We start from the raw sequence: 21,236 nt of genomic DNA on the forward strand, positions 1-21,236 counted from the left end.
ATGGTGGGCCTCGAAGCCGTTGAGATGGCGATGTTTCCGCTCGAATCGGCGGTGCTGCCCAACCAGGATCTGCCGCTGCGGATTTTCGAGCCCCGCTACGTCGCGCTGGTGCGCCACTGCGTCGAGGCCGGTGATCCCTTCGGCGTGGTGCTGATATCCCGCGGGCGCGAGGTCGGCGGCGGCGAGACGCGGTGTGATGTCGGCGTTTTGACCCGGATCACCGAATGCGTCGATCACGGGCTCGACCGATACTCGCTGCGCTGCCGTACCGGTGAGCGAATTCGGGTGCGCGAGTGGCTGACCGACGACCCCTACCCGCGGGCGACGGTCACGCTGTGGCCCGACGAGCCGGGGGATCCGGTGACCCGAGCGCAGCTGCACGACGTCGAAGAACGGGTGATCGCGCTGTTCGAGCGGATCGCCGAAGCGCGCGGCGCGCAGCTGCCGGGGCGCGACGTGCTGTTGGGCTACGACGAAGCCGGCGCCGACGACCCCGGACCGCTCATGTTCGGGTTGGCATCCCGCCTTCCGATCGGCACCGCCGACCGTTACGCCGTGCTGTCCGCCCCGTCGGCCGCCGACCGGCTCGCCGCGCTGCGCGAGGCCGTGGACACCGTTGCCGAGATGGTGGAGTTCCAGCTATCCGAATGAATACCGATGTGACAGTTGAGATCAACGACGGCGTGGCGGTGCTCACGCTGAATCGTCCCGAACATCTCAACGCCTACACCGCCGACATGGGCTCGCTGTTGAGTCTGGCGTATCGGGATTGCGTCGATGACGACGACGTCCGGGCCATCGTCGTCACCGGGGCGGGCAGCGCCTTTTGCGCCGGCGCGGACTTCTCGGGCAACGTGTCGCCGTTCGACGCCGCGGCCGAGACTTTCTCGGCATCGCCGATCAACCCGGCGGCCTTCGAATTGCGCAAGCCGGTGATCGCCGCGCTCAACGGCCACGCCTTCGGCATCGGCCTGACCATCGCGCTGCAGGCCGACATCCGCATCGTCGCGGTCGACGCCAAATACGGTGTGGTGCAAGTGCGCCGGGGTGTGATACCTGACTGCATGTCGCACTGGACGTTGGCGCATCTGACCACCCTGGGCGCGGCCGCGGAGATACTGCTGACCGGCCGCACCTTCACCGGGGCGGAGGCCGTCGCGCTCGGGGTCGCCAACGCGGCGTTGCCCGCCGAACGGGTGCTCGCCCGTGCGATGGAAATGGCGCGCGACATCGCGGTCAACGTCGCGCCGATGTCGGCGGCGTTGGCCAAGCGGCTGCTGTGGGACAGCGCGATCAACAACTACACCGCGCGGGAGGTCGCGTCGCTGGAAACGCAGCTGCACCACCGGGTGATGGGAACCGCGGACGCCCGTGAGGGAGTCTCCGCGTTCCTGGACCGTCGGCCGCCGCGGTTCAGCGCGCGGGTTTCCGCCGAGTGGACGGATTTACCGGAGCCATGAGGGCATCACGGTACCGCACACAACTTCTCGGAGAGCGTCCACAACTGTGCCGCGCGCTGAGGGTCGCGGGCATAGGGCGCGACCGCGTCGCTGACACGGCAGTCTTCGAGGTACAAGCCACCCCGGTCCGCGAGCTCCGGGCTTACCGCCGCCCATACCTGGGTGGCCGCACCGTGCTCGGGCGTGGTGACCTCCAGGCGTCCCGACGCGTGTTCGCGTAGCTGGGAGAAATCCGAGCGGGACATGTACCGCGCCAGCGACGTGGCGACGGTGCCGGGATGGACGGCGTAGGCGCGGATTCCGTTCTCGCGCAGGCGCCGGTCCGCCTCGACGGCATGCAGGATGTTCGCCGTCTTGGACGCGCCGTACGCGGCGAACTTGTCGTAGTCACGGCCCAGCCAGTTGGGATCGCCGAAGTCGATGTCGCCCAGGAGGTGACCGCGCGACGACAGCATGACGATGCGGGCGTCTCCGGCGGCCGCGAGCTGCGGGACGAGGAGTCGGGTCAGCTCGAAATGTCCGAAATGGTTTGTACCGATCTGCATTTCGAACCCGTCACGCGTGCGCTCGAAGGGGGTGAACATGACGCCGGCGTTGTTCATCAACACGTGGATCGCCGGCGCGAGGTCGCCGATCGCCGTGGCCGCCGCGCGCACGCTGGCCAGCGCGGTGAGGTCGAGGTGAACCGTCGACGCCCGCGCGCCGGGCACTTCGGCCCGAATCCATTCGGCGGTCTGGGCCAGCGCATCATGGTTGCGCGCGGCCAGCACCACGTGCGCGCCCGCGGCGGCCAGCGCCCGCGCCGACTCCCGGCCCAGCCCGGACGACGCGCCCGTGATCACACATGCCTTGCCGGACAGGTCGATTCCCTCGACGACCTGCACGGCCGTCGGGCGTTCGGTCATCGCGGTGCGGCTTCCCGCTCGGCCAGGGACTTCAGCGTGAGCAGCTGCTTGCGCATCATCACCAGGTCGCCGAGGGCCAGCGCGCGAGCGGGCAGCCGGGGCCCCGCGAACCACACGCGCGCGTGCAGCCGCGAGCCGGGTCCCTCGGGCCGGACCGCGTAGGTGACCGCGACGCCCTTGGACCGCAAGGTGATCTGCTCGTCGTCGGTGAACGACTGCAAGGTGAACAAGGTCATGAATCGCTGTCCCACTTCGAGGTGAACCAGTTCGGGGTCGCGCGCTCGAGGACTGCGGCGGCCGAGGTTGTCCAGGATGTCATAGCTATAGGGTGCTACGCGCAACTGGCACAGCCAGCAGAACACGATCGACGGCGGCGCGGCGATGCTGATCGCGCGGTCGGCCTGGACGCCGGCGCGCGGGCGCAATGCGTCGCAGGGCAGCGGCACGGTTCGTTCTGTTGGCCGCACACCCCAGGTCAGGCCCAGGTTCAAGGGACGGTCGCTCCGCGGGTGAGGCCGCGACGGGCGCTGCGCGCCATCAGCCGTGGCGCCACGATGCGGTGCAGCGGACCGACCGCGGTCCAGACGGCTCGGGCGGCGAGCTTGTGACGGTAATGCAGGCGCGTGGTGAGGACGGCTCGCCGTCCGTCCTCGCGTCGCAGCGTCAGCCGGGCGTCCATCAGGGGCCCGCCCGTCGCCAGCACGATCTCGTCGCGATCCGAATGCGCGATCGGCCAGCCGATTACGTGCTCAGGCGAGGAATACGGGCCCAGGCGAAATCTCAGGATGTGGCGGTGGATCCATGGGACGACGCCGGCCAGGGCGCCCGGTTCGCCCCCGAGGCCGTCGCGGAACGCCTGTTCGGCGGTGCGCGAGTCGCCCTGCAGGATGGGGACTTCGAAGATGTCCGCGTAGTCGGCGGCGCTCTCGCCGGTTTCCGCCCGCGCCGCGCGCACGGCCCCGGCGATGCGTCGCAGCGTCCATCGCACCGCGACGCGGTGCCCGCCGGTGCCGATGACCAGCGCGCGATAGGCCCTGCCGTGCGGGCCCGGGAAATCCGCCCACGTCGCCGCCCGCAGCCGGGTCCGCTGCCCCGATTCGTCCAGCTCGAACACCCAGCGGTACACCGCGAACGGGTGGCGTCCCTTGAGCGCGAACCGTTCGGGTGGGCGCGCCTCGTCCAGCACGAAACCGGGCGGCACGGTGGAGGGGTCGCGGGGGTCGCGGCACATCACTTGCAGCAGCGCCGACCACGTGTCGTCGCGATTCGCGTCAACGGTTATGGCATGCTCATCGATATAGGGTAATCGTTCCATATAGAAGGATCGTACTAGATCATGGCCCCACCGCGGAAGCACGAAACCAATGTGATCCTCGACGCAGCACGCGCCTTGGTGCTCGACGGCGGACCGCGGGCGGCGAGCGTGGCGGCGATCGCGAAGTCCAGCGGTGCGCCGGCCGGCACGCTGTATCACCGGTTCGGCAACCGCGACGGCATCTTGGCGGCGGCATGGCTGAGGGCGCTGGAACGCTTTCAGGCGCGGGCGATGGCGGCGGGGACGAAAACGACCGACCCGATGGAGAGCGCCGTCGCGATGGCCGTCGCGGCCATCGGTTTTACTCGCGAACTTCCCGAGGACGCCCGGCTGTTGTTGACGATGCGGCCGGGTGACCTGCTCGACGGCGAGCCCGACGCGGCGTTCTCCGAGACGCTGGCGGCGATGAACGCGCCGCTGATCCAGCGGGTCCGCGGCCTGGCGCGGGAGCTGTTCGGCAGCGGCAGTGCGCGGTCCGTCGATGCGGTCTCCCGGGCGGTTGCCGACCTGCCGTATGCGGTGGTGCGGCGCCACGCGCACGACGATCCGTTGCCACGCTGGCTCGAAGCCGACGTGGCTGCCGCGGCGAGGGCGATGCTAGAGAGCTTTGGCGAACGCGCGTAGCGCGTCCACCTGGACCGGATCCAGCGAGGGGCGCACGGTTTTGCGGGCCGCCGCGAGGTCGGCCGCCGTCACGTCGGCGGCGTCGATGGACCGGCGCATCGCGCTGAGCGCGGCCTCCCGCAGCAGGGCCACGCAATCGGCCGCGCTGTAGCCGTCGAGTTCCGCGGCGACGTCGTCGAGGTTGACGTCGGCGCTCAGCGGGATGGATTTGCCTGCGGTGCGCAGGATTTCGCGGCGGGCAGCGGCGTCGGGTGGTTCGACGAAGACCAGCCGCTCCAGCCGGCCCGGGCGGAGCAGCGCGGGGTCGATCAGATCGGGCCGGTTGGTGGCACCCAGCACCACGACGTCGCGCAGCGGGTCGATGCCGTCGAGTTCGGTGAGCAGGGCGGCGACGACTTTGTCGGTCACGCCGGAGTCGAAGCTCTGGCCGCGCCGCGGCGCCAGCGCATCGATCTCGTCGAGGAACACTAGCGACGGCGCGGAATCGCGGGCCCGCCGGAACAGCTCGCGGACGGCCTTCTCCGACGCGCCCACCCACTTGTCCATCAGCTCGGAGCCTTTGACCGCGTGCACGCTCAGCTGTCCGGTGCTGGCCAGCGCGCGGACCACGAAGGTCTTGCCGCACCCCGGCGGCCCGTACAGCAGCACCCCGCGCGGCGGGTCGACGCCCAGCCGGGCGAACGTGTCGGGATGCTGCAACGGCCACAACACCGCTTCGGTCAGCGCCTGCTTGGCCTCGGCCATGTCGCCCACGTCGTCGAGCGTGACGTTGCCGACGGTCAGTTCCTCGCTGGCCGAACGGGATAGCGGCCGGATGACGCTGAGCGCACCGACGAGGTCGGACTGCTCCAGCTTGGGCGGCTGACCGTCGACGCTGGCACGCGAGGCGGCCCGCAGGGCCGCTTCACGCACCAGCGCGGCCAGGTCAGCGGCGACGAAACCCGGTGTGCGGCCAGCGATTTCGTCGAGGTCGAGGCCGCCGGTGGGTACCGGCTTGAGGAGCGTCTCCAGCAGTGCCTTGCGGGTGTCCGCGTCGGGCAGCGTCAGGCCGAGTTCGCGGTCACACAGTTCGGGGGCGCGCAGCCGCGCGTCAAGCTGGTCGGGCCGCGAGGAGGTGGCGATCAACGCGACTCCGTCGGTGGCCACCGCGATGCGCAGCTCGGCGAGGATGAGGGCGGCGACCGGCTCGGCGGCTTCCGGCAGCAGGGCGTCGACGTCGCTGATCATCAGGACACCGCCGCCGTCGCGGATCGTTGTCGCCGCCGCGGCCACGGCCTTCAACCGATCCTCGGGGGCCAGGGCGCCGACCTCCGGGCCGTCGAGCTCAACCAGCCTGCGACCGGCGCTCACCGCGCGGACCAGCGTCGCCTTGCCGACGCCGGCCGGACCCGACACCAGCACACCCAAATTGGTCCCGGCGCCAAGGGTTTTCAGCAGATGCGGTTCGTCGAGCGCCAGCTTGAGCCATTCGGTGAGCTTGGCGGCCTGCACCTGTGCGCCCTTGAGGTCCTCGGCATGGATCGGGGGGTTCGCGAGGCCGGCCGATCCCCGGGCGGGGGCCACGGCGGTGCTCGGGGGAACGCCGGCGCCCCAGGTGACAAGTGAGTTCGGTTGCACGCTGACGGGTCCCTCGGGGTCGACGCCGGTGACGGTCAGCAGCTCCGACGTCCAGCTGATCCCGACCGCCGAAGCCAGTGCCCTGCTGGCCGCCGACGTGGACGTACCCGGGCCCAGGTCGCGCGGCAGCAGCGACACGGCGTCGCCGACCGTCATCACCTTGCCCAGCAAGGCTTGTCGCAGGTTCGTCGGCGTGATCGATTGGGTGGTCAGCGTCGAGCCGGACAGCATCACCGACCGCGCGCCGTAGACGGTGACCGCGCTGACGATCACCGCGGTACCCTCGCGCAGCCCGGCGTTGGACAGCGTCACGTCGTCGAGCAGCACGATGCTCACCGGGATGTCCTGATCGGCGAGGCCGGCCACCGCCGCCGTGGTCCGCGATCCGGTCAGCGACACCGCATCCCATTCCCGGATGCCAAGGGCGGCAATGGCATTCGGGTGTAATCGGATCACGCCGCGGCGTGAGTCGACGGCCGAGGTGTTCAGCCGCGCGGTGAGTGTGAGCTGACGGCCCGCTTTATCACCGGCGTCGGGGTTCACGGCAGCCGCCTGCCCGGCTTGCGCAGCCCCAGCCGCGTCATCGATCGGCGGTTCGGATGCGCCTGGCGGATCGCGCGCCGCGTCGCGCGCCGCTGCTTGGGTTCGTCGTCCCATGCCTCCGGGTGCGCGGCCAGCCAGCGCTGGCTGTGCACCGCGAACGGGACGTGGCACAGGTAGGCGATGATGATCACCCAGATCAGCATGTAGGGAGCCAGCACCGCGGCGGCCGCGGCGATCGCCAGCAGGGCCAGCAGCGGAGCCGCCCAGTTCGGCGGCACCGCGGCGGCGTGCATCTTGCGCATGGGGATCTTGCTGATCATGAGCGCGGACGTGCCGGTGATCCAGATGCACAGGAACGTCGCCGACGTCCACCAGCCCTCGCCGAACTGCAACTTGAGGCCGATCAACCCGATCATCGAGATCGCGCCGGCCGGCGCGGGCATCCCGACGAAGAATTCATGCGTGTACGACGGCTGGGTCCCGTCGTCCTGCAGGGCGTTGTATCGGGCCAGCCGCAGCACCACGCAGACCGCGTACAGCAGCACGACGACCCAGCCCGCCGGCGACTTCGACAGCATGGTCACGTAGACCACCAGCGCGGGCGTCACTCCGAAGTTCACCGCGTCGGCCAGTGAGTCGATCTCCGCGCCGAGCCGCGACTGGGCGTCGAGGATGCGGGCCACCCGGCCGTCGAGGCCGTCCAGGATCGCCGCCGCGGCGATCAGTGCCATCGCGGCTTTGGGCTGATGCTCGAGGGCGAACCTGATCGACGTCAACCCCGCGCAGATGGACAACACCGTCATCGCGCTGGGCAGGATCTGCAGGTTTACCGGCCGCCTGGCGCGGGGCCTGCTGATCACGGCAGCTCCGCCAGGACGGTCTCGCCGGCGACCGCTCGCTGCCCCACCTTGACAAGCGGCTCCGCGCCCGGCGGCAGGTAGGTGTCCAGCCGGGAGCCGAACCGGATCAGGCCGTAGGTGTCGCCGATCGACAGCTTGTCGCCGACGTGCGCGTCGCACACGATGCGGCGCGCCAGCAGACCGGCGATCTGCACGGCGACGACGTCGGCGCCGCCGGCCGTCCGGATCCGCAGGCTGGTGCGCTCGTTGTCGGTGCTCGCCGAGGCCAGATCGGCCGACCCGAAGCGGCCCGGCCGGTGCTGCATCGCGATCACCTCACCGCTGACCGGGGCGCGCTGCACGTGGGCGTCCAAGAGCGACAGGAAGATACTGACCCGCGGCAGCGGTGTCTCCGCCATGCCGAGTTCGGCCGGCGGGGCCGCGGAGTCGATCACGCAGACCACACCGTCGGCGGGGGCGACGATGGCGCCTGGCCGGGTGGGCGGCACCCGCGGGGGATGACGGAAGAACCCCGCGCAGGCACCCGCCGCGAGTAAACCCGCGCGGCGCAGCCAGCGGTGGTTGCGCCCGGCGAAGGCCACCGCCAGACCCGCGGCGATGAACGGTCGCCCTGCGGGGTGCACCGGCGGGATGGTGGAGCGCACCAACTCCACGATGTGTTGCGGGCCGAAAGTCGGATCCTCGGCGGTCGGGCCGATGGTGCGGGGGCGTCGTGCCACGCGGCCATCTTACGGAGCGACGGCCTAACTCAGATCCCAGACTTGCAGTTGGGTTCCGGCGGACACTTCCACCACGTTCTCGGGGATGTCCAGCAGCCCGTTCGCCGATGCCAACCACCGCAAATGGTGCGACGCCGGTGGGCCGTAACTCGTGACGCTGCCGCTGTCGGCGTCGAGTATCGCGCGCCGGAATTGGCGCTTGCCGCGCGGCGAGGTCAACGACTCGGCCAGGATCGCGGGCCGGTGCGGGCGCTCGGGATCGGGGAGTCCCATGGCCGCCCGCAGCGCGGGGCGGATGAACACCTCGAAGGACACCAGCGCGCTGACCGGGTTGCCGGGCAGGGTGACGATCGTGGTGCCCGCGACCCTCCCGATGCCCTGCGGCATTCCGGGTTGCATCGCCACCTTCACGAATTCCACGCCCTGGTCGCCGTCCCGGCCGAAGGCGTCCTTCACGACTTCGTAGGCGCCCGCGCTGACGCCGCCGCTGGTGATGATCAGGTCGGCGTCGGCCGCGTATCGGTCGAGGAGCGAACTGAATTGGGCGACATCGTCTTCGGCGGTCGCGACGGCGGTTACCTCGGCGCCCGCCTCGCGGACGGCGCCGGCCAACATGATCGAGTTGGACTCGTAGATCTGCCCCGGCTGCAGCGGGGTGCCGGGCGCCACCAGCTCCGACCCGGTCGATATCACCAGCACCCGCTGGCGCGGGATCACGGTCAGCTCCGCCATGCCCAGCGCCGCGGCCAGGCCGAGCACGGCCGGCGTCACGACCTGACCCGCGCGCAGCACAGTGGTGCCGGGCGCGACGTCCTCGCCCGCCCGCCGGATGTGCTTGCCGGGGTCGCGTGGCGCCCGAATCGCGACGGTGTCCACGCCGCCGTCGGTGTCTTCGACCGGCACGATTGCCGTCGCACCAGCCGGCAGCGGAGCGCCGGTCATGATCCGGTGCGCGGTTTTCGGTTGGAGCGTCAACGGGTCGGTGCGTCCGGCGGGAATGTCCTCGGCGACGGGCAGCACTACGGGGCGCTCCGGTGTGGCTTCCGACGTGTCCTCGGCGCGCACGGCATACCCGTCCATCGCGGAGTTGTCGAAAACCGGCAGCGCCAGCTGCGCGACCACATCCTCGGCCAAGACCAGCCCCTGGGCCTCGGCCAACGCGACCGCGACCGCCGGGCGGGCATGAATCATCCCCGATACAACACGCTGATGTTCGTCGACTGAGCGCACTCGGCCATTATCGGCCCTCCCCGATTTCCGGCTCGCGGACGTACAGTCGAGAACGTGATTACCGGGTTGGCCCACACCGGCGTGTGCGTGCCCGATTGCGAGGCCGCGGTGGCGTTTTATCGAGACGTATTGGGCCTGCGTGTGCTGTCGCCGCCATACGTGATGGCCGGTAACGCCATTCGCGACGACATGGGCGAGATGGTGTCCGACCCCACGATGAAGGCGGCCATCGTCGGGTTCGACGACGGCAGCGACCGCGTCCTCGAGGTGATCGAATATCTCGGCGTCGACGGCGGCGAGCAGCGCGCCGCCGCGGCCCTGACCGACCACGGGCTCTCGCACGTCGGGCTGATCTGTGAGGACCTCGACGCCACGCGCGCGGAGCTGGAGGGCAAAGGCGTGCGCTTTCTGGTCAGCGGGATCGCGGATGTCGCGCGGGTGCGCACGACGTGGTTCGTCGACCCGTGGGGAGTGGTGTTCATCCTCGTGGAGAAGACCCGGCCCGAGCGACCCTATTTCGCGCAATGGGGGTGAGGCGCAGGGTCGCGATCATCGGTGCCGGCGCCGGCGGCATCGCGATGGGCATCCAACTCGCCGACGCCGGATACGATTTCACAATTTTCGATCGCGCCGACGGCTTCGGCGGCACCTGGCGCCACAACACCTTTCCCGGCGCGGCCTGCGACGTGCCGTCGCATCTGTACTCGTACTCGTTCGCGCCGAACCCGCGGTGGAGCAAGACCTATGCCAACCAACCCGAGATCCTGGCCTACCTGGAGAAGGTGGCCGCCGAGCACGGGCTGGGTCCACACCTGCGGCCGGGAACCGCGGTCACCACGGCGCGCTGGTCCGACTCTCGGCGCCGCTGGACGCTGATTACCGACGACGGCGCCGAGCACGACTTCGATTTCGTGGTGAGCGCCGTGGGGATGCTCGATGTGCCCCACATCCCGGATATCCCTGGGGCGCAGCGGTTTCGGGGTCGCCAATTCCATTCGTCGCGCTGGGACCACAGCAAGTCGACGGCCGGCGAGCGGGTCGCGTCGATCGGGACGGGCGCCAGCGCGGTCCAATACGTGCCCGCCATCGCGCCAAAGACGGCGCACCTCACGGTGTTTCAGCGCACCCCGATCTGGATCGCGCCCCGGTTCGACTTTCCGTTCACGGTCGAGCAGCACGAGGAGTTCGAACGCCATCCCGAGATGGCGCAAAAGCTGCGCGACGAGGCCTTCGATGCCTACGAGTCGTCCAGCTTCGACGTGGACGCAGCGCAGACGCGCGAAGCGACCGAGCTGGCCCGCAGCTATCTGGCGCGCAAGGTGGCCGACCCCGAGCTGCGCGCAAAGCTGACGCCGGACTATCCCGCCGGCTGCAAGCGCCCGCTGATGTCGCGCGAGTGGTATCCGACGTTCGCGTTGCCGAACGTCAGCCTGGAAACGACGGCCATCGCCGAGCTGACCGAACGGGGGGTGCGCACCGTCGACGGCGTCGAACACCGCGTCGACACCGTCATCTACGGCACCGGCTTCAAAGCCGCCGACTACCTCTCCAGCATCGACGTGTACGGAACCGGCGGCCGCCATTTGCGCGACGAGTGGAGCGACGGCGCGGAGGCGTACCTCGGCACGCTGATCGCCGGGTATCCGAACTTCTTCACGCTGTATGGCCCAAATACCAACGGGGTCAACTCGATTCTGTACATCCACGAGGCGCAGACCACCTTCATCCGCCACATCCTCGATGTGCTGGGTGGCCGCGGTGCACGCACCGTCGAGGTCACGCCCGCCGCACAGCGGCGCTACAACGACGAGATCCAATCAGCCATGCAAGGCAAGGTCTGGCTGGCGTGCACCAACTACTTCCGGCATCCGAGCGGAAAGGTCGTCACGCAGCTGCCGTACAGCGGGCGGACCTTCTTCGAACGCACTCGCACGCTGGTTCACGACGACTATTGGATCCAGTAGTTGTCGTGACGGATGAACCATTCCCGGCGTTCGTCGTCGGTCATGTCGGCCAGCGCGCCGAAACCCTCGAAGTAGGCCTCGCGCGGCGCGCCGGGGGCGAACAGCATCAGGATCGACGCCGCTTCGTCGGCCTCGTTGCGGAAACCGTGGATGCCGCCGGGCGGGACGTAGAGGAAGTCGCCCTGGTGGCCGTCGACCCACTCGTTGCCGTCGAAGAGCTTCATCGTCCCGGACAGCACGAAGAACGCCTCGGACATGGCGCGGTGATAGTGCGCCGGCGGCCCTCCGCCGGCCGGGGCGATGTCGACCCGGTACAGGCCGTAGTCGCCGTCGGTGGCCTGCTGGTTGGCCAGGTAGTGGTACTTGGTCCCGAACGTCTCGTAGTCGGGCGGCTCGTCAGCGCGCTTGAGCCACGCGCTGATCTCGGGCTCGTCCTTGGTGTATCGGGGCGGTGGATAGGGCGGTACGACAAGGGACATGAGTCCAGTGTGGCCCCCGCCGCGGATCAGTCGACGGGGTAGACCACCCCGGTCAGCTCCTCCGACACCGCCCACAATCGGCGCTGCCGATCGGCATCATGCGACTTCTTGCTAGACCCCACGATCTTGGGATAGCCCCGAGTCTGGCCGAGGCCGTCGGGCCCGTAGTACTGGCCGCCGAGCACCGCCGGGTCGGTGGCGGCACGCAGGGTGGGTAGCGCGCCGATGGCCGCGTCCTGGGCGATGAGCGGTGCGAGCCGCTCGAACGCGGAGAGCAGCCAGGAGGGCATGTTGCGCATCAACTCGGTGTCCGACATGCCGGGGTGCGCGGCCGCGGCGATCGTCGTCCCGTGGGGCGCCAGCCGCCGCTGCAGTTCGTAGGTGAAGAGCAGGTTCGCCAGCTTGGCCTGCCCGTAGGCCGCGACCCTGTTGTAGCGGCGCTCCCACTGCAAATCGTCGAAGTGAATATCGGCCAGGATGCGGTGGCCGACGCTGCTCACCGTCACAACCCGTGAACCCGCAACCGGCAACAGCCGGTCGAGCAGCAGGCCCGTGAAGGCGAAGTGGCCCAGGTGGTTGGTGCCGAACTGCAGCTCGAAGCCGTCCTTGGTGGTCGATTTCGGCGTGTACATGACGCCGGCGTTGTTGATCAGCAGGTCGATGCGGTCGTGCTCGGCGCGCAGCTGCTCCGCCGCGGCGCGGATGGACTGCAGCGAGGTCAGGTCGAGCTCCTGCAGCGCGACATCGGCATGCGGGCTGTTGGCGGTGATCCGCGCGGCGGCGTCCTTGCCCTTGTCGAGGTTGCGCACCGCCATCACCACATGGGCTCCGTGGTCGGCGAGCGCGGCGGCGGTCTCGTAGCCGAGGCCGGTATTGGCCCCGGTGATGACGGCGACGCGGCCGGTCTGGTCGGGAATGTCCGCGGTGGTCCACTTGGCCTTAGAAGGGGTCATGCAAGCTCCTAAGCTTGTAAGGTAAACGGGGCGAGCGCTCCGGTTGATTGGTTACTATACGGAACGCCCGCCCCGCTTTGTCAACCGAAAGGGCGATGGAACCATGGCGCAGCCGGCTGCCCGACCGTTGCGCGCCGACGCGGCGCGCAACCGCGCGCGGGTCCTGGAGGTCGCCTACGACACCTTTGCCGCCGAGGGCCTGTCCGTGCCGATCGACGAGATCGCACGGCGCGCCGGGGTCGGGGCCGGCACCGTCTACCGGCACTTCCCGACGAAGGAGGCGCTCTTTCAGGCCGTCATCCACGACCGGATGCAGCACCTCGTCGACGACGGGTACGCCCTGCTGAAATCCGACGGTCCGGGTGAAGCGCTGTTCAGTTTCCTGCGCTCGATGGTGCTGCGGTGGGGCGCGACCGACCGCGGGCTGGTTGACGCGCTGGCCGGACTGGGCATCGACATCGCGAGCGTCGCGCCCGACGCCGAGGATGCGTTCCTGGCCGCGCTCGACGACCTGCTGCGCGCGGCGCAGGAAGCGGGAACCGCGCGCCGCGACGTCGGCGTGCGCGAGGTCAAGTCGATCCTGGTCGGCTGCCAGGCGATGGAGGCGTACAACTCGGAGTTGGCCAACCGGGTGATCGAAGTCGTCGTCGACGGTTTACGCGCGGGGCGATAACCGCCGGGGTCTTCTTGCACTCGACATAGGCGAGTGCTAAGAATGACGTTGGCACTCGCGACCGGTGAGTGCTAGGTCGGGACGGTGAGACCAGGCCCAACGACAGCCCGGTCGTCCGTCGCGGGCACTGCACCCGGCCAGGACGTGTCATCCCCAATCCGGAGGAATCACTTCGCAATGGCCAAGACAATTGCGTACGACGAAGAGGCCCGGCGCGGCCTCGAGCGGGGCCTGAACAGCCTCGCCGACGCGGTAAAGGTGACGTTGGGTCCCAAGGGCCGCAACGTCGTCCTAGAGAAGAAGTGGGGTGCCCCCACGATCACCAACGATGGTGTGTCCATCGCCAAGGAGATCGAGCTGGAGGACCCGTACGAGAAGATCGGCGCCGAGCTGGTCAAGGAGGTCGCCAAGAAGACCGACGACGTCGCCGGTGACGGCACGACGACGGCCACCGTGCTCGCCCAGGCCCTGGTCAAAGAGGGTCTGCGCAACGTTGCGGCCGGAGCCAATCCGCTGGGCCTCAAGCGCGGCATCGAGAAGGCGGTCGAGAAGATCACCGAGACGCTGCTCAAGACGGCCAAGGAGGTCGAGACCAAGGAGCAGATCGCTGCCACCGCGGCCATCTCCGCGGGCGACCAGTCGATCGGCGACCTGATCGCCGAGGCGATGGACAAGGTCGGCAACGAGGGCGTCATCACCGTCGAGGAGTCCAACACCTTCGGCCTGCAGCTCGAGCTCACCGAGGGTATGCGGTTCGACAAGGGCTACATCTCGGGCTACTTCGTCACCGACGCCGAGCGTCAGGAAGCGGTCCTCGAGGACCCCTACATCCTGCTGGTCAGCTCCAAGGTGTCGACCGTCAAGGACCTGCTGCCGCTGCTGGAGAAGGTCATTCAGGCGGGCAAGCCGCTGCTGATCATCGCCGAGGACGTCGAGGGCGAGGCTTTGAGCACCCTGGTCGTCAACAAGATCCGCGGCACCTTCAAGTCGGTGGCCGTCAAGGCTCCCGGCTTCGGTGACCGCCGCAAGGCGATGCTGCAGGACATGGCCATCCTCACCGGTGGTCAGGTCATCAGCGAAGAGGTCGGCCTGACGCTGGAGAACGCCGACGTCTCGCTGCTGGGTAAGGCCCGCAAGGTCGTCATCACCAAGGACGAGACCACCATCGTCGAGGGCGCCGGTGACTCCGACGCCATCGCCGGACGGGTGGCGCAGATCCGCGCCGAGATCGAGAACAGCGACTCCGACTACGACCGCGAGAAGCTGCAGGAGCGCCTGGCCAAGCTGGCCGGCGGTGTTGCGGTGATCAAGGCCGGCGCCGCCACCGAGGTGGAGCTCAAGGAGCGCAAGCACCGCATCGAGGACGCGGTCCGCAACGCCAAGGCGGCCGTCGAGGAGGGCATCGTCGCCGGCGGTGGCGTGACCCTGCTGCAGGCCGCCCCGGTCCTGGAGGAGCTGAAGCTCTCCGGTGACGAGGCGACCGGCGCCAACATCGTCCGCGTGGCGCTGGAGGCTCCGCTGAAGCAGATCGCCTTCAACTCCGGGCTGGAGCCGGGCGTGGTGGCCGAGAAGGTGCGCAACCTTCCGGCGGGCCAGGGCCTGAACGCCGCCAGCGGTGAGTACGAGGACCTGCTGAAGGCCGGCGTTGCCGACCCGGTCAAGGTGACCCGTTCGGCGCTGCAGAACGCGGCGTCCATCGCGGGGCTGTTCCTGACGACCGAGGCCGTCGTTGCCGACAAGCCGGAGAAGGCGGCCGCTCCGGCGGGCGACCCGACCGGCGGCATGGGCGGTATGGACTTCTAGGTCCCAGTTAAGAAAAAGCCCGGTCCCCTTGGGGGCCGGGCTTTTTCGTGTCGCCGGCGGCTGTCCTGGTTCGCCGAGCGTGCGGCCAGCTTCACGTTCGGCGCCGAGGCTCACGCCGGCAGCGAGAACACCACGCAGTCGTGCAGGCAGCCTTTGGCCGCCGAGGGGGAGTCGGCGTCGCGATGCAACAGCGCGCGGGTGGGCACCACGTCCAGGCGAACGGTCTCGTCGCCGCTGTCGCTCACCTCGGCGGTGCCGTCGACGATCAGCGAGTAGCCGGCCGGCTCGGTCGGCGGCCACAGCAGAGTGACGTCGCTGCGCTGAGCGAGGTTTTCGCGGGTGCGTCCGCCGATCAGCCCGACGTCGAGGACCGCGCCGTCGCGCAGCTGCGGTTCGACCGTCACTGTGTGGGCGCGGTAGTCGTCGCCGACGGTGATCAGATACGCGAACGGGTAGTCCGGCAGGGCGGCCGCGAGCCGCTGGAAGTCCACCCTCTTCTTCGTGCGCATGAAGTCGAGGATAGGCGCGTCGGTCAGGTCTGGTTGAGCAAGCCGGGGCCGGTGACACCGGGGTTGAAGCCCGTGCTCGCGGTGGTCGAGTTGAGGATGCCCGAGCCGATATGGGGGCTCACGCCCCCCGTGATGTCGGCCGGCGCGCCCGCGGGGAGCCCCACAGCGGGCGGGCCGAGATCGAGTCTCGGCAGCACCTGATGCCAGGGCTCCAGCTTCGCCACCGCTGCCGACGCGTCGGTGTGGTAGCCCGACATCGCCACCACGTCCGCCGCCCACATCTGCTCGTATGCGGCCTCGATGTCGGCGATGGCCGGCGCGTTCTGTCCCAAGTGATTCGTCGACGCCAACGCTTGCACCAGGTTGCGGTTGGCGGCCACCACCGCGGGTTGCACCGTGCTCTCCAGTGCGGTCTCGAACGCGGCCGCGATGGCCGAGGCCTGGCTGGACGCCGCCTCGGCTTGCGCGGCCGCCGCGGAAAGCCAGCTCACATACTGGGTCGCGACGGACATCATCGCCGCCGCCGAAGCGCCCTGCCACGAACCGTTGGCCAGATCCGATGTCACCGAAAAGAACGAGGATGCTGACGATGCGAGGTCTTCGGCCAGCCCGTCCCACGCCTTTGCGGCAGCGAGCAGTGGCGCCGCACCGGGACCGGCGAAAATTCGTGCCGAGTTGATTTCGGGCGGCAACCGCGCATAGTGCGGGCTCGTCACTAACCAAAGTTAACCGGGACGAGCCGCCCTTCGTGGCGTTATGGCGCAGGTACCGGAGAAGGCTTGCGGCCGCGGACCAACCGGCCAGGACGGGCGTCGGTGGGAACTCCGTCCTCGGCGATCACTTCCCCGGACACGATCGTCGCGACATATCCGTCGGCGCCCTGATCCAGGCGACGCCCGCCGGCGGGCAGGTCGTAAGTGATCACGGGCTTGTGCAGCCGCAACGCGGCATGGTCGATGACGTTGAGGTCGGCCTTGTAGCCGACGCCGATGCGGCCGCGATCGCCCAGCCCGGCGATGCGGGCCGGCACGGACGTCAGCTCGCGGACGGCCTCCGGCACGGTGAACCGGCCGGCCTTCCGATCGCGCGCCCAGTGCGCCAGGAAGTACGTCGAGTAGCTCGCGTCGCAGATCATGCCGTAGTGCGCGCCGCCGTCGCCGAGGCCCAGCACCACGTCGTCGCGGTGCAGCAGCTGCCCGACGGTGTGCAGCGAGTTGCGCTCCAGGTTGCTGGTGGCCACCAACAGCATGGCGCGGCCGTCGTCGTCGAGCAGCCGGTCGTAGGCCTCCTCCATCGGGTCCACGCCGCGGGCCCGGGCGCGGGCCCCGATCGACGTCGAGGGGTCCGGCTCGTAATCGGGGGTGTCGCCCAGCGGGAAGATCCAGTCCCACATCTGCGCCACGTAGAGAATCGGGTGACCGACCCCGGGCTTGTCGGCCAGGATGCGGGCGCGGACGTCCGGCTTGCGCATCTCGGCCACCCGCTCGGCCAGCGGCAGATGCGCGATCTCGCGGTAGCTCGGGTAGAGCACGAACGGGTTGGCGGACAGTTGCAGCCCGATGATCAGCCCGATGGGCCGCGGCAACAGCTGCGCGGTGATATCGCCACCGGCCGCGTTGGCCTTCTCGATCATCGTGATGGCCTCCGGCCACGTCGGGTCGCCGGCGTTGGCGACGACGAGCGTGAACGTGAGCGGCAGCCCGACGTCCTCGGCGACCTCGAAAACCGTTTGCAGCACGGACTGGTAGCCGCCGGCGGGAATGTCGGGCACGAATTGCAGCAGGCCCCCGCCGCCGTCCACGACGCCACGCGCGATCTCTTCGATCTCCTCGCGGGCCGCCTCGTAGCTCGGGATCGGCGAACCGCTCTCGGTCTTGTGGATGGTCAACCGCGACGACGCGAAGCCCAGCGCGCCGACCTCGACCGCCTCCTTGGCCAGCGCGCGCATCCTCGCCAGGTCTTCGGCGGTGGCCGGCTCGCGGTTGGCGCCGCGCTGGCCCATCACGTAGACCCGCAGCGGCGAGTGCGGCAGGTAGGCGGCGACGTCGATGTCGCGCTTACCCGCGTCCAGCGCGTCCAGGTATTCGGGGAAGGTCTCCCACGTCCACGGCAGGCCGTCGGTCATCACGACACCGGGAATGTCCTCGACCCCCGCCATCACGTCGACGAGCACGTCGTGGTCTTCCTGGCGGCAGGGCGCGAAGCCGACCCCGCAGTTGCCCATCACCACCGTGGTCACCCCGTGCGCCGACGACGGGGTCAGGCGTTCCGACCAGATCGACTGGCCGTCGTAGTGGGTGTGCAGGTCGACGAACCCGGGCGTGACCAGCAGCCCGGTCGCGTCGATCTCCCGCGCGGCGCCGTCCCCGTTGACCGACCCGACGGCCCCCACCTTTTGGATCACTCCATCCTTCACCGCCACGTCGCCGACGTACGGCTCACCTCCGGAGCCGTCGACGATGGTGCCGTTGCGGATGACGAGGTCGTAGGTCATCTAAATAATCTACGACCGTGTCGGGTGCTCATGCCAGGATCAGTTCCGTGATCGACCACCTGGGAATCAACTGCGCCGACTACCCGAAATCGCAGCACTTCTACGACACCGTGCTCGGCACGCTGGGCTACTCGCGGCAGCTGGACTTCGGCCGGGCCATCGGATACGGCCGCGACGGGCATCCGGCATTTTGGATCTCCGACGGCGCCGGCATGGGATCCAACCGCGAAAACCACATCGCGTTCGAGGCCGCCGACGAGCATGCGGTGCGCGCTTTCCACGAGGCCGCGGTGGGTCTGGGCGCCGAGTCGTTGCACGAGCCCCGCGAGTGGCCCGAATACCACCCCGGCTATTTCGGCGCGTTCGTGCGCGACCCGGACGGCAACAACGTCGAAGCGGTCTGGCACGGGCGCCCGTAATGTCGGTGGCATGGCCAGTACCCCCGGCACCGACGCCGCCGCACAAGAGCTGCTTCGCGACTCGTTCACCCGATTGATCGAACACGTCGACGAGCTCACCGACGGGTTGACCGACGAGCTCTCGAATTACCGGCCGACCCCTAGCGCCAACAGCATCGCCTGGCTGATCTGGCACAGCGCCCGGGTGCAGGACATCCAGCTGGCCGATGTCGCCGGGGTCGAGCAGGTGTGGACCCGCGACGGCTGGGTGGACCGGTTCGGCCTGGACCTGCCGCGCAACGACACCGGCTACGGGCACGGCCCCGACGAGGTCGCGAAGGTGCATGCGCCCGCCGACCTGCTGTCCGGCTATTACCACGAGGTGCACAAGTTCACGCTGTCCTACGTCGCGGACGTGACCGCCGCCGAGCTGTCCCGCGTCGTGGACACTAACTGGGATCCACCGGTCACCGCCAGCGCGCGGCTGGTGAGCATCATCGACGACTGCGCCCAGCACCTCGGGCAGGCGGCCTATCTGCGCGGGATCGCACAGTAGGTTCTAACGCGTGCGATTCGCGACGACGGTGGTCTTGTGGCTGGCCGCCACGGTCGCGCTGGCCGTGGCCATTCCGGCGGCGTGGGCGCAGTGCAACGTCATCAACGACGACGGCTACGCGGCGTTTGCAAAGAATGCCGCGGCCGATCCGGCGCTGCAGTCGGCGGCGGCCTCCGAGCTCACCACCCGGGCGATGGCGCTCATCGCCGAGCGCGGCGGTGGACGTTATCCGGTCGACGGCCAGCAGGTGCACGCCGCCGCCACCGCGTTCACGTCCGGGCCCGGCTTTCCGCCGCTGTTCGCCCAGGTGAACCGGGCCGCCCACGGCTGGTTGTTCACCGGCAGCGGGTCGAGCGATTCGTGGGTCATCGACCTGGCCCCGATGCTCAAAGACGATTCGCTGCAACGGATATTGAGCAGTCACAACGTGAAAGTGCCTGCGACGCTGACCGTTCCGCTGACGGTGTCCGGCCCGTTGCGGCAGGGGCAGCTGAGCCGGCTCGCCACCTGGGGCCCGTGGGTGAGTCTCGGCGCGGCGGCCCTGAGCGGATTCTGCGCGCTGCTGACGCTGGCCGCTGCCCGGCGCCGCGGCAAGGCACTGACCAGCCTCGGCGTCTCGGCGCTGCTCGTCGGCGCGGCGGGATGGGCGGGTATCGAGGCCGGTGGCGGGTATGTGAACAGGGCGCTCAATCACACCACCGGCGACATCCGCCGAATCGCCGAGGTGATGATCGACCACGCCGAGGCCGGGCTGCGTCATTGGCTGAACCTGACCTTGGTCACCGGCGCCGCGCTGGTGGTGTTGGGCGTGGTCGTCGCGGTGCTCGGCGCCCTGGTGCAGAAGTCCCCGAAAACGGCCTAGCTCAGCGGTAATTCGGCCAATATCGGGGTGGTCGGCTGCGGCGACCCCGCGCCGGGTTCGACGGTGAACGCCAGGGCCGTCGACGATCCGAGGTTGGTCAGCGTCTCCTTCGTCGAGGGCGCGACGGCCGCGGCGCCCATCGTCCCGGCGGAGGTCGGGCCGTTGGTTCCGATCAGCCACATCTGATAGACGGTGCCCGGCGACGGCGGCGGCACATTGTTCATCACCAGCACGCCGGCGTTGCGGTCGCGGGAGAACATGACGGTGGCGGTCCCGTTCGCCAGCGGTCGCGAGACCGTCCGCACATCGGGGGCGGCCAGCACCTGTTCGGCGACCGTCGAGGGCGCCGGCGGCCGCATCAGCACCCCGACACCGAACGCCGCGGCGCCCACCACGACCGCCGCCGCCGCGGACGCCAAAGCGGCCGTCCGCCAACTCAATTGACGCACGCCACGAGACTTCACCGCCGCCAGCGTGGTCCTCCGCAGGTGTGCCGGGGGTTCGGTCGCGGTGGCCGCCGCCACGACCGCCATCGTCTCGCGGACGGCGCGGACCGCGTCGTTGAAGGCGGCGGCCCCCGGCGCCGGCGCGGACGCCAACCGCCGGTCGAGGTCGGCCCGCTCCCCGTCCGATATGGCGTGCAGGGCATACGGCGCCGCCAGTTCGAGCAACTCGAAATCGGTCGGGTCGGTCATGACACGTCCAGGCAGTTGCGCAGGCCGCGCAGGGCGTCGCGGATGCGCGACTTGATCGTCGACAAATTGGCGGCCAACCGCTGCGACACTTCGGAGTACGTCAGGCCGCCGTAGTAGGCCATCTCGATGCACTGCCGCTGCGCCTCGGTCAGCGCGTCCAGGCATTCGGTCACCCGGCGACGTTCCTCGACGGCGATCGCGGAATCGGCGACCGGGTCGTGCGCCGCGGCGCCGACGGGTTCGACATTGGCTGCGCCGTAGCGTGATTCCCGACGGCTGCCGGCCTGCTCGGCGCGCACCCGGTCGATGGCCCGCCGGTGCGCCATGGTCATCAGCCAGGCGAGGGCGGAACCCTTCGAGGCGTCGTACTCCGACGCGGTTCGCCACACCTCGAGATAGATCTCCTGCGTGGTCTCCTCGCTGTAGCCGGCATCGCGCAGCACCCGTACCACCAGTCCGAACACCCGGCTTTTGGTCAGGTCGTAGACGGCGGCGAAGGCGTCGCGGTCCCCGCGCGCGACCCTGCGCAGCAGGGCGTCGAGGTCCCCGCTTCGCTGCGCCGCTCCGGTCATCGATC

23 protein-coding genes and 1 pseudogene are annotated in these 21,236 nt (G+C 69.5%); 10 read left to right on the top strand and 14 right to left on the bottom strand.

Annotated elements, in window-relative coordinates; all coding sequences use genetic code 11:
* Nucleotides 1-651, top strand: coding sequence for an LON peptidase substrate-binding domain-containing protein (locus tag A5747_RS18060; protein WP_076126718.1), 651 nt, complete (start codon nt 1-3; stop codon nt 649-651).
* A complete protein-coding gene (locus A5747_RS18065; RefSeq protein ID WP_076126720.1) occupies nt 648-1,460 on the top strand; it encodes an enoyl-CoA hydratase/isomerase family protein in 813 nt (270 codons plus the stop codon). Before A5747_RS18060 ends, A5747_RS18065 begins: the two co-directional genes overlap by 4 nt.
* Nucleotides 1,461-1,465: 5 nt before the next feature.
* On the opposite strand, the gene A5747_RS18070 is transcribed toward A5747_RS18065, so the two are convergent.
* The 3 genes from A5747_RS18070 to A5747_RS18080 are packed head-to-tail and all read right to left on the bottom strand — an operon-like array spanning nt 1,466 to nt 3,680.
* Nucleotides 1,466-2,365, bottom strand: a complete 900-nt coding sequence (locus A5747_RS18070; RefSeq protein ID WP_076126723.1) for an SDR family NAD(P)-dependent oxidoreductase — start codon at nt 2,363-2,365, stop codon at nt 1,466-1,468.
* Entirely contained in the window at nt 2,362-2,811 is a 450-nt protein-coding gene (locus A5747_RS18075; protein ID WP_233148079.1) for a hypothetical protein, read from the bottom strand. Before A5747_RS18075 ends, A5747_RS18070 begins: the two co-directional genes overlap by 4 nt.
* A gap of 41 nt (nt 2,812-2,852) precedes the next feature.
* Nucleotides 2,853-3,680 carry a DUF2867 domain-containing protein gene (locus A5747_RS18080; protein WP_076126727.1) on the bottom strand — a complete coding sequence of 276 codons (828 nt, stop codon included), beginning with the start codon at nt 3,678-3,680 and terminating at the stop codon, nt 2,853-2,855.
* Between the two features lie 21 nt (nt 3,681-3,701).
* On the opposite strand from A5747_RS18080, the gene A5747_RS18085 reads away from it, so the two are divergent.
* Nucleotides 3,702-4,304 (top strand): TetR/AcrR family transcriptional regulator, encoded by a 603-nt coding sequence (locus A5747_RS18085; protein WP_076126729.1) that lies wholly within the window; start codon nt 3,702-3,704, stop codon nt 4,302-4,304.
* On the opposite strand, the gene A5747_RS18090 is transcribed toward A5747_RS18085, so the two are convergent.
* The 4 genes from A5747_RS18090 to glp are packed head-to-tail and all read right to left on the bottom strand — an operon-like array spanning nt 4,278 to nt 9,273.
* Nucleotides 4,278-6,464 carry an AAA family ATPase gene (locus A5747_RS18090; protein WP_076126731.1) on the bottom strand — a complete coding sequence of 729 codons (2,187 nt, stop codon included), beginning with the start codon at nt 6,462-6,464 and terminating at the stop codon, nt 4,278-4,280. The two genes, A5747_RS18085 and A5747_RS18090, sit on opposite strands and share 27 nt — an antisense overlap.
* Nucleotides 6,461-7,324, bottom strand: a complete 864-nt coding sequence (pssA, locus tag A5747_RS18095; RefSeq protein WP_076126733.1) for a CDP-diacylglycerol--serine O-phosphatidyltransferase — start codon at nt 7,322-7,324, stop codon at nt 6,461-6,463. The genes A5747_RS18090 and pssA overlap by 4 nt, the downstream gene beginning before the upstream one ends.
* A complete protein-coding gene (locus tag A5747_RS18100) occupies nt 7,321-8,043 on the bottom strand; it encodes a phosphatidylserine decarboxylase (protein ID WP_076126735.1) in 723 nt (240 codons plus the stop codon). The genes pssA and A5747_RS18100 overlap by 4 nt, the downstream gene beginning before the upstream one ends.
* A gap of 24 nt (nt 8,044-8,067) precedes the next feature.
* Nucleotides 8,068-9,273 (bottom strand): gephyrin-like molybdotransferase Glp, encoded by a 1,206-nt coding sequence (gene glp, locus A5747_RS18105; protein WP_076126737.1) that lies wholly within the window; start codon nt 9,271-9,273, stop codon nt 8,068-8,070.
* 54 nt (nt 9,274-9,327) lie between these two features.
* Here glp and A5747_RS18110 point away from each other — a divergent pair, with 54 nt between their 5' ends.
* Nucleotides 9,328-9,807 (top strand): VOC family protein, encoded by a 480-nt coding sequence (locus A5747_RS18110; RefSeq protein WP_076126740.1) that lies wholly within the window; start codon nt 9,328-9,330, stop codon nt 9,805-9,807.
* Nucleotides 9,798-11,237, top strand: a complete 1,440-nt coding sequence (locus A5747_RS18115) for an NAD(P)/FAD-dependent oxidoreductase (RefSeq protein WP_076126742.1) — start codon at nt 9,798-9,800, stop codon at nt 11,235-11,237. The genes A5747_RS18110 and A5747_RS18115 overlap by 10 nt, the downstream gene beginning before the upstream one ends.
* Here the strand turns inward: A5747_RS18115 and A5747_RS18120 are convergent.
* Nucleotides 11,222-11,716 carry a cupin domain-containing protein gene (locus A5747_RS18120; protein WP_076126744.1) on the bottom strand — a complete coding sequence of 165 codons (495 nt, stop codon included), beginning with the start codon at nt 11,714-11,716 and terminating at the stop codon, nt 11,222-11,224. The genes A5747_RS18115 and A5747_RS18120 overlap by 16 nt on opposite strands.
* Nucleotides 11,717-11,742: 26 nt before the next feature.
* Nucleotides 11,743-12,669, bottom strand: a complete 927-nt coding sequence (locus tag A5747_RS18125) for an SDR family NAD(P)-dependent oxidoreductase (RefSeq protein WP_076126746.1) — start codon at nt 12,667-12,669, stop codon at nt 11,743-11,745.
* A gap of 103 nt (nt 12,670-12,772) precedes the next feature.
* Between A5747_RS18125 and A5747_RS18130 the strand changes: the two genes are divergently transcribed.
* Both A5747_RS18130 and groL read left to right on the top strand, forming a co-directional pair.
* The gene (locus A5747_RS18130) at nt 12,773-13,342 is read left to right on the top strand and encodes a TetR/AcrR family transcriptional regulator (protein WP_076126749.1); all 570 of its coding nucleotides are present in this window, start codon (nt 12,773-12,775) and stop codon (nt 13,340-13,342) included.
* Nucleotides 13,343-13,519: 177 nt separating this feature from the next.
* The gene (gene groL / locus A5747_RS18135; protein ID WP_076062618.1) at nt 13,520-15,145 is read left to right on the top strand and encodes a chaperonin GroEL; all 1,626 of its coding nucleotides are present in this window, start codon (nt 13,520-13,522) and stop codon (nt 15,143-15,145) included.
* 110 nt (nt 15,146-15,255) lie between these two features.
* Here the strand turns inward: groL and A5747_RS18140 are convergent, their stop codons facing one another.
* From A5747_RS18140 to A5747_RS18150, 3 genes and pseudogenes are all read right to left on the bottom strand, one after another.
* Nucleotides 15,256-15,654 (bottom strand): hypothetical protein, encoded by a 399-nt coding sequence (locus A5747_RS18140; protein ID WP_076126751.1) that lies wholly within the window; start codon nt 15,652-15,654, stop codon nt 15,256-15,258.
* Between the two features lie 182 nt (nt 15,655-15,836).
* Nucleotides 15,837-16,370, bottom strand: a pseudogene (locus tag A5747_RS18145) (PPE family protein); the annotation flags it as partial.
* A gap of 38 nt (nt 16,371-16,408) precedes the next feature.
* Nucleotides 16,409-18,148 carry an amidohydrolase family protein gene (locus tag A5747_RS18150; RefSeq protein ID WP_076126753.1) on the bottom strand — a complete coding sequence of 580 codons (1,740 nt, stop codon included), beginning with the start codon at nt 18,146-18,148 and terminating at the stop codon, nt 16,409-16,411.
* 47 nt (nt 18,149-18,195) lie between these two features.
* On the opposite strand from A5747_RS18150, the gene A5747_RS18155 reads away from it, so the two are divergent.
* The 3 genes from A5747_RS18155 to A5747_RS18165 are packed head-to-tail and all read left to right on the top strand — an operon-like array spanning nt 18,196 to nt 19,964.
* Complete coding sequence (locus A5747_RS18155) at nt 18,196-18,567, top strand: VOC family protein (protein ID WP_076126755.1); 372 nt, start codon at nt 18,196-18,198, stop codon at nt 18,565-18,567.
* 10 nt (nt 18,568-18,577) lie between these two features.
* The gene (locus A5747_RS18160) at nt 18,578-19,102 is read left to right on the top strand and encodes a mycothiol transferase (protein WP_076126757.1); all 525 of its coding nucleotides are present in this window, start codon (nt 18,578-18,580) and stop codon (nt 19,100-19,102) included.
* A gap of 10 nt (nt 19,103-19,112) precedes the next feature.
* On the top strand, nt 19,113-19,964 hold the full coding sequence (locus A5747_RS18165) for a hypothetical protein (RefSeq protein WP_076126759.1): 852 nt from the start codon (nt 19,113-19,115) through the stop codon (nt 19,962-19,964).
* Here A5747_RS18165 and A5747_RS18170 read toward each other — a convergent pair.
* Nucleotides 19,961-20,659, bottom strand: a complete 699-nt coding sequence (locus A5747_RS18170) for an anti-sigma factor (protein ID WP_076126761.1) — start codon at nt 20,657-20,659, stop codon at nt 19,961-19,963. The genes A5747_RS18165 and A5747_RS18170 overlap by 4 nt on opposite strands.
* Nucleotides 20,656-21,231 carry a sigma-70 family RNA polymerase sigma factor gene (locus A5747_RS18175; RefSeq protein ID WP_076126858.1) on the bottom strand — a complete coding sequence of 192 codons (576 nt, stop codon included), beginning with the start codon at nt 21,229-21,231 and terminating at the stop codon, nt 20,656-20,658. Before A5747_RS18175 ends, A5747_RS18170 begins: the two co-directional genes overlap by 4 nt.
* Nucleotides 21,232-21,236 lie beyond the last annotated feature (5 nt).

Source organism: Mycobacterium sp. IS-836 (genome assembly GCF_001954275.1).
Taxonomy (GTDB): domain Bacteria; phylum Actinomycetota; class Actinomycetes; order Mycobacteriales; family Mycobacteriaceae; genus Mycobacterium.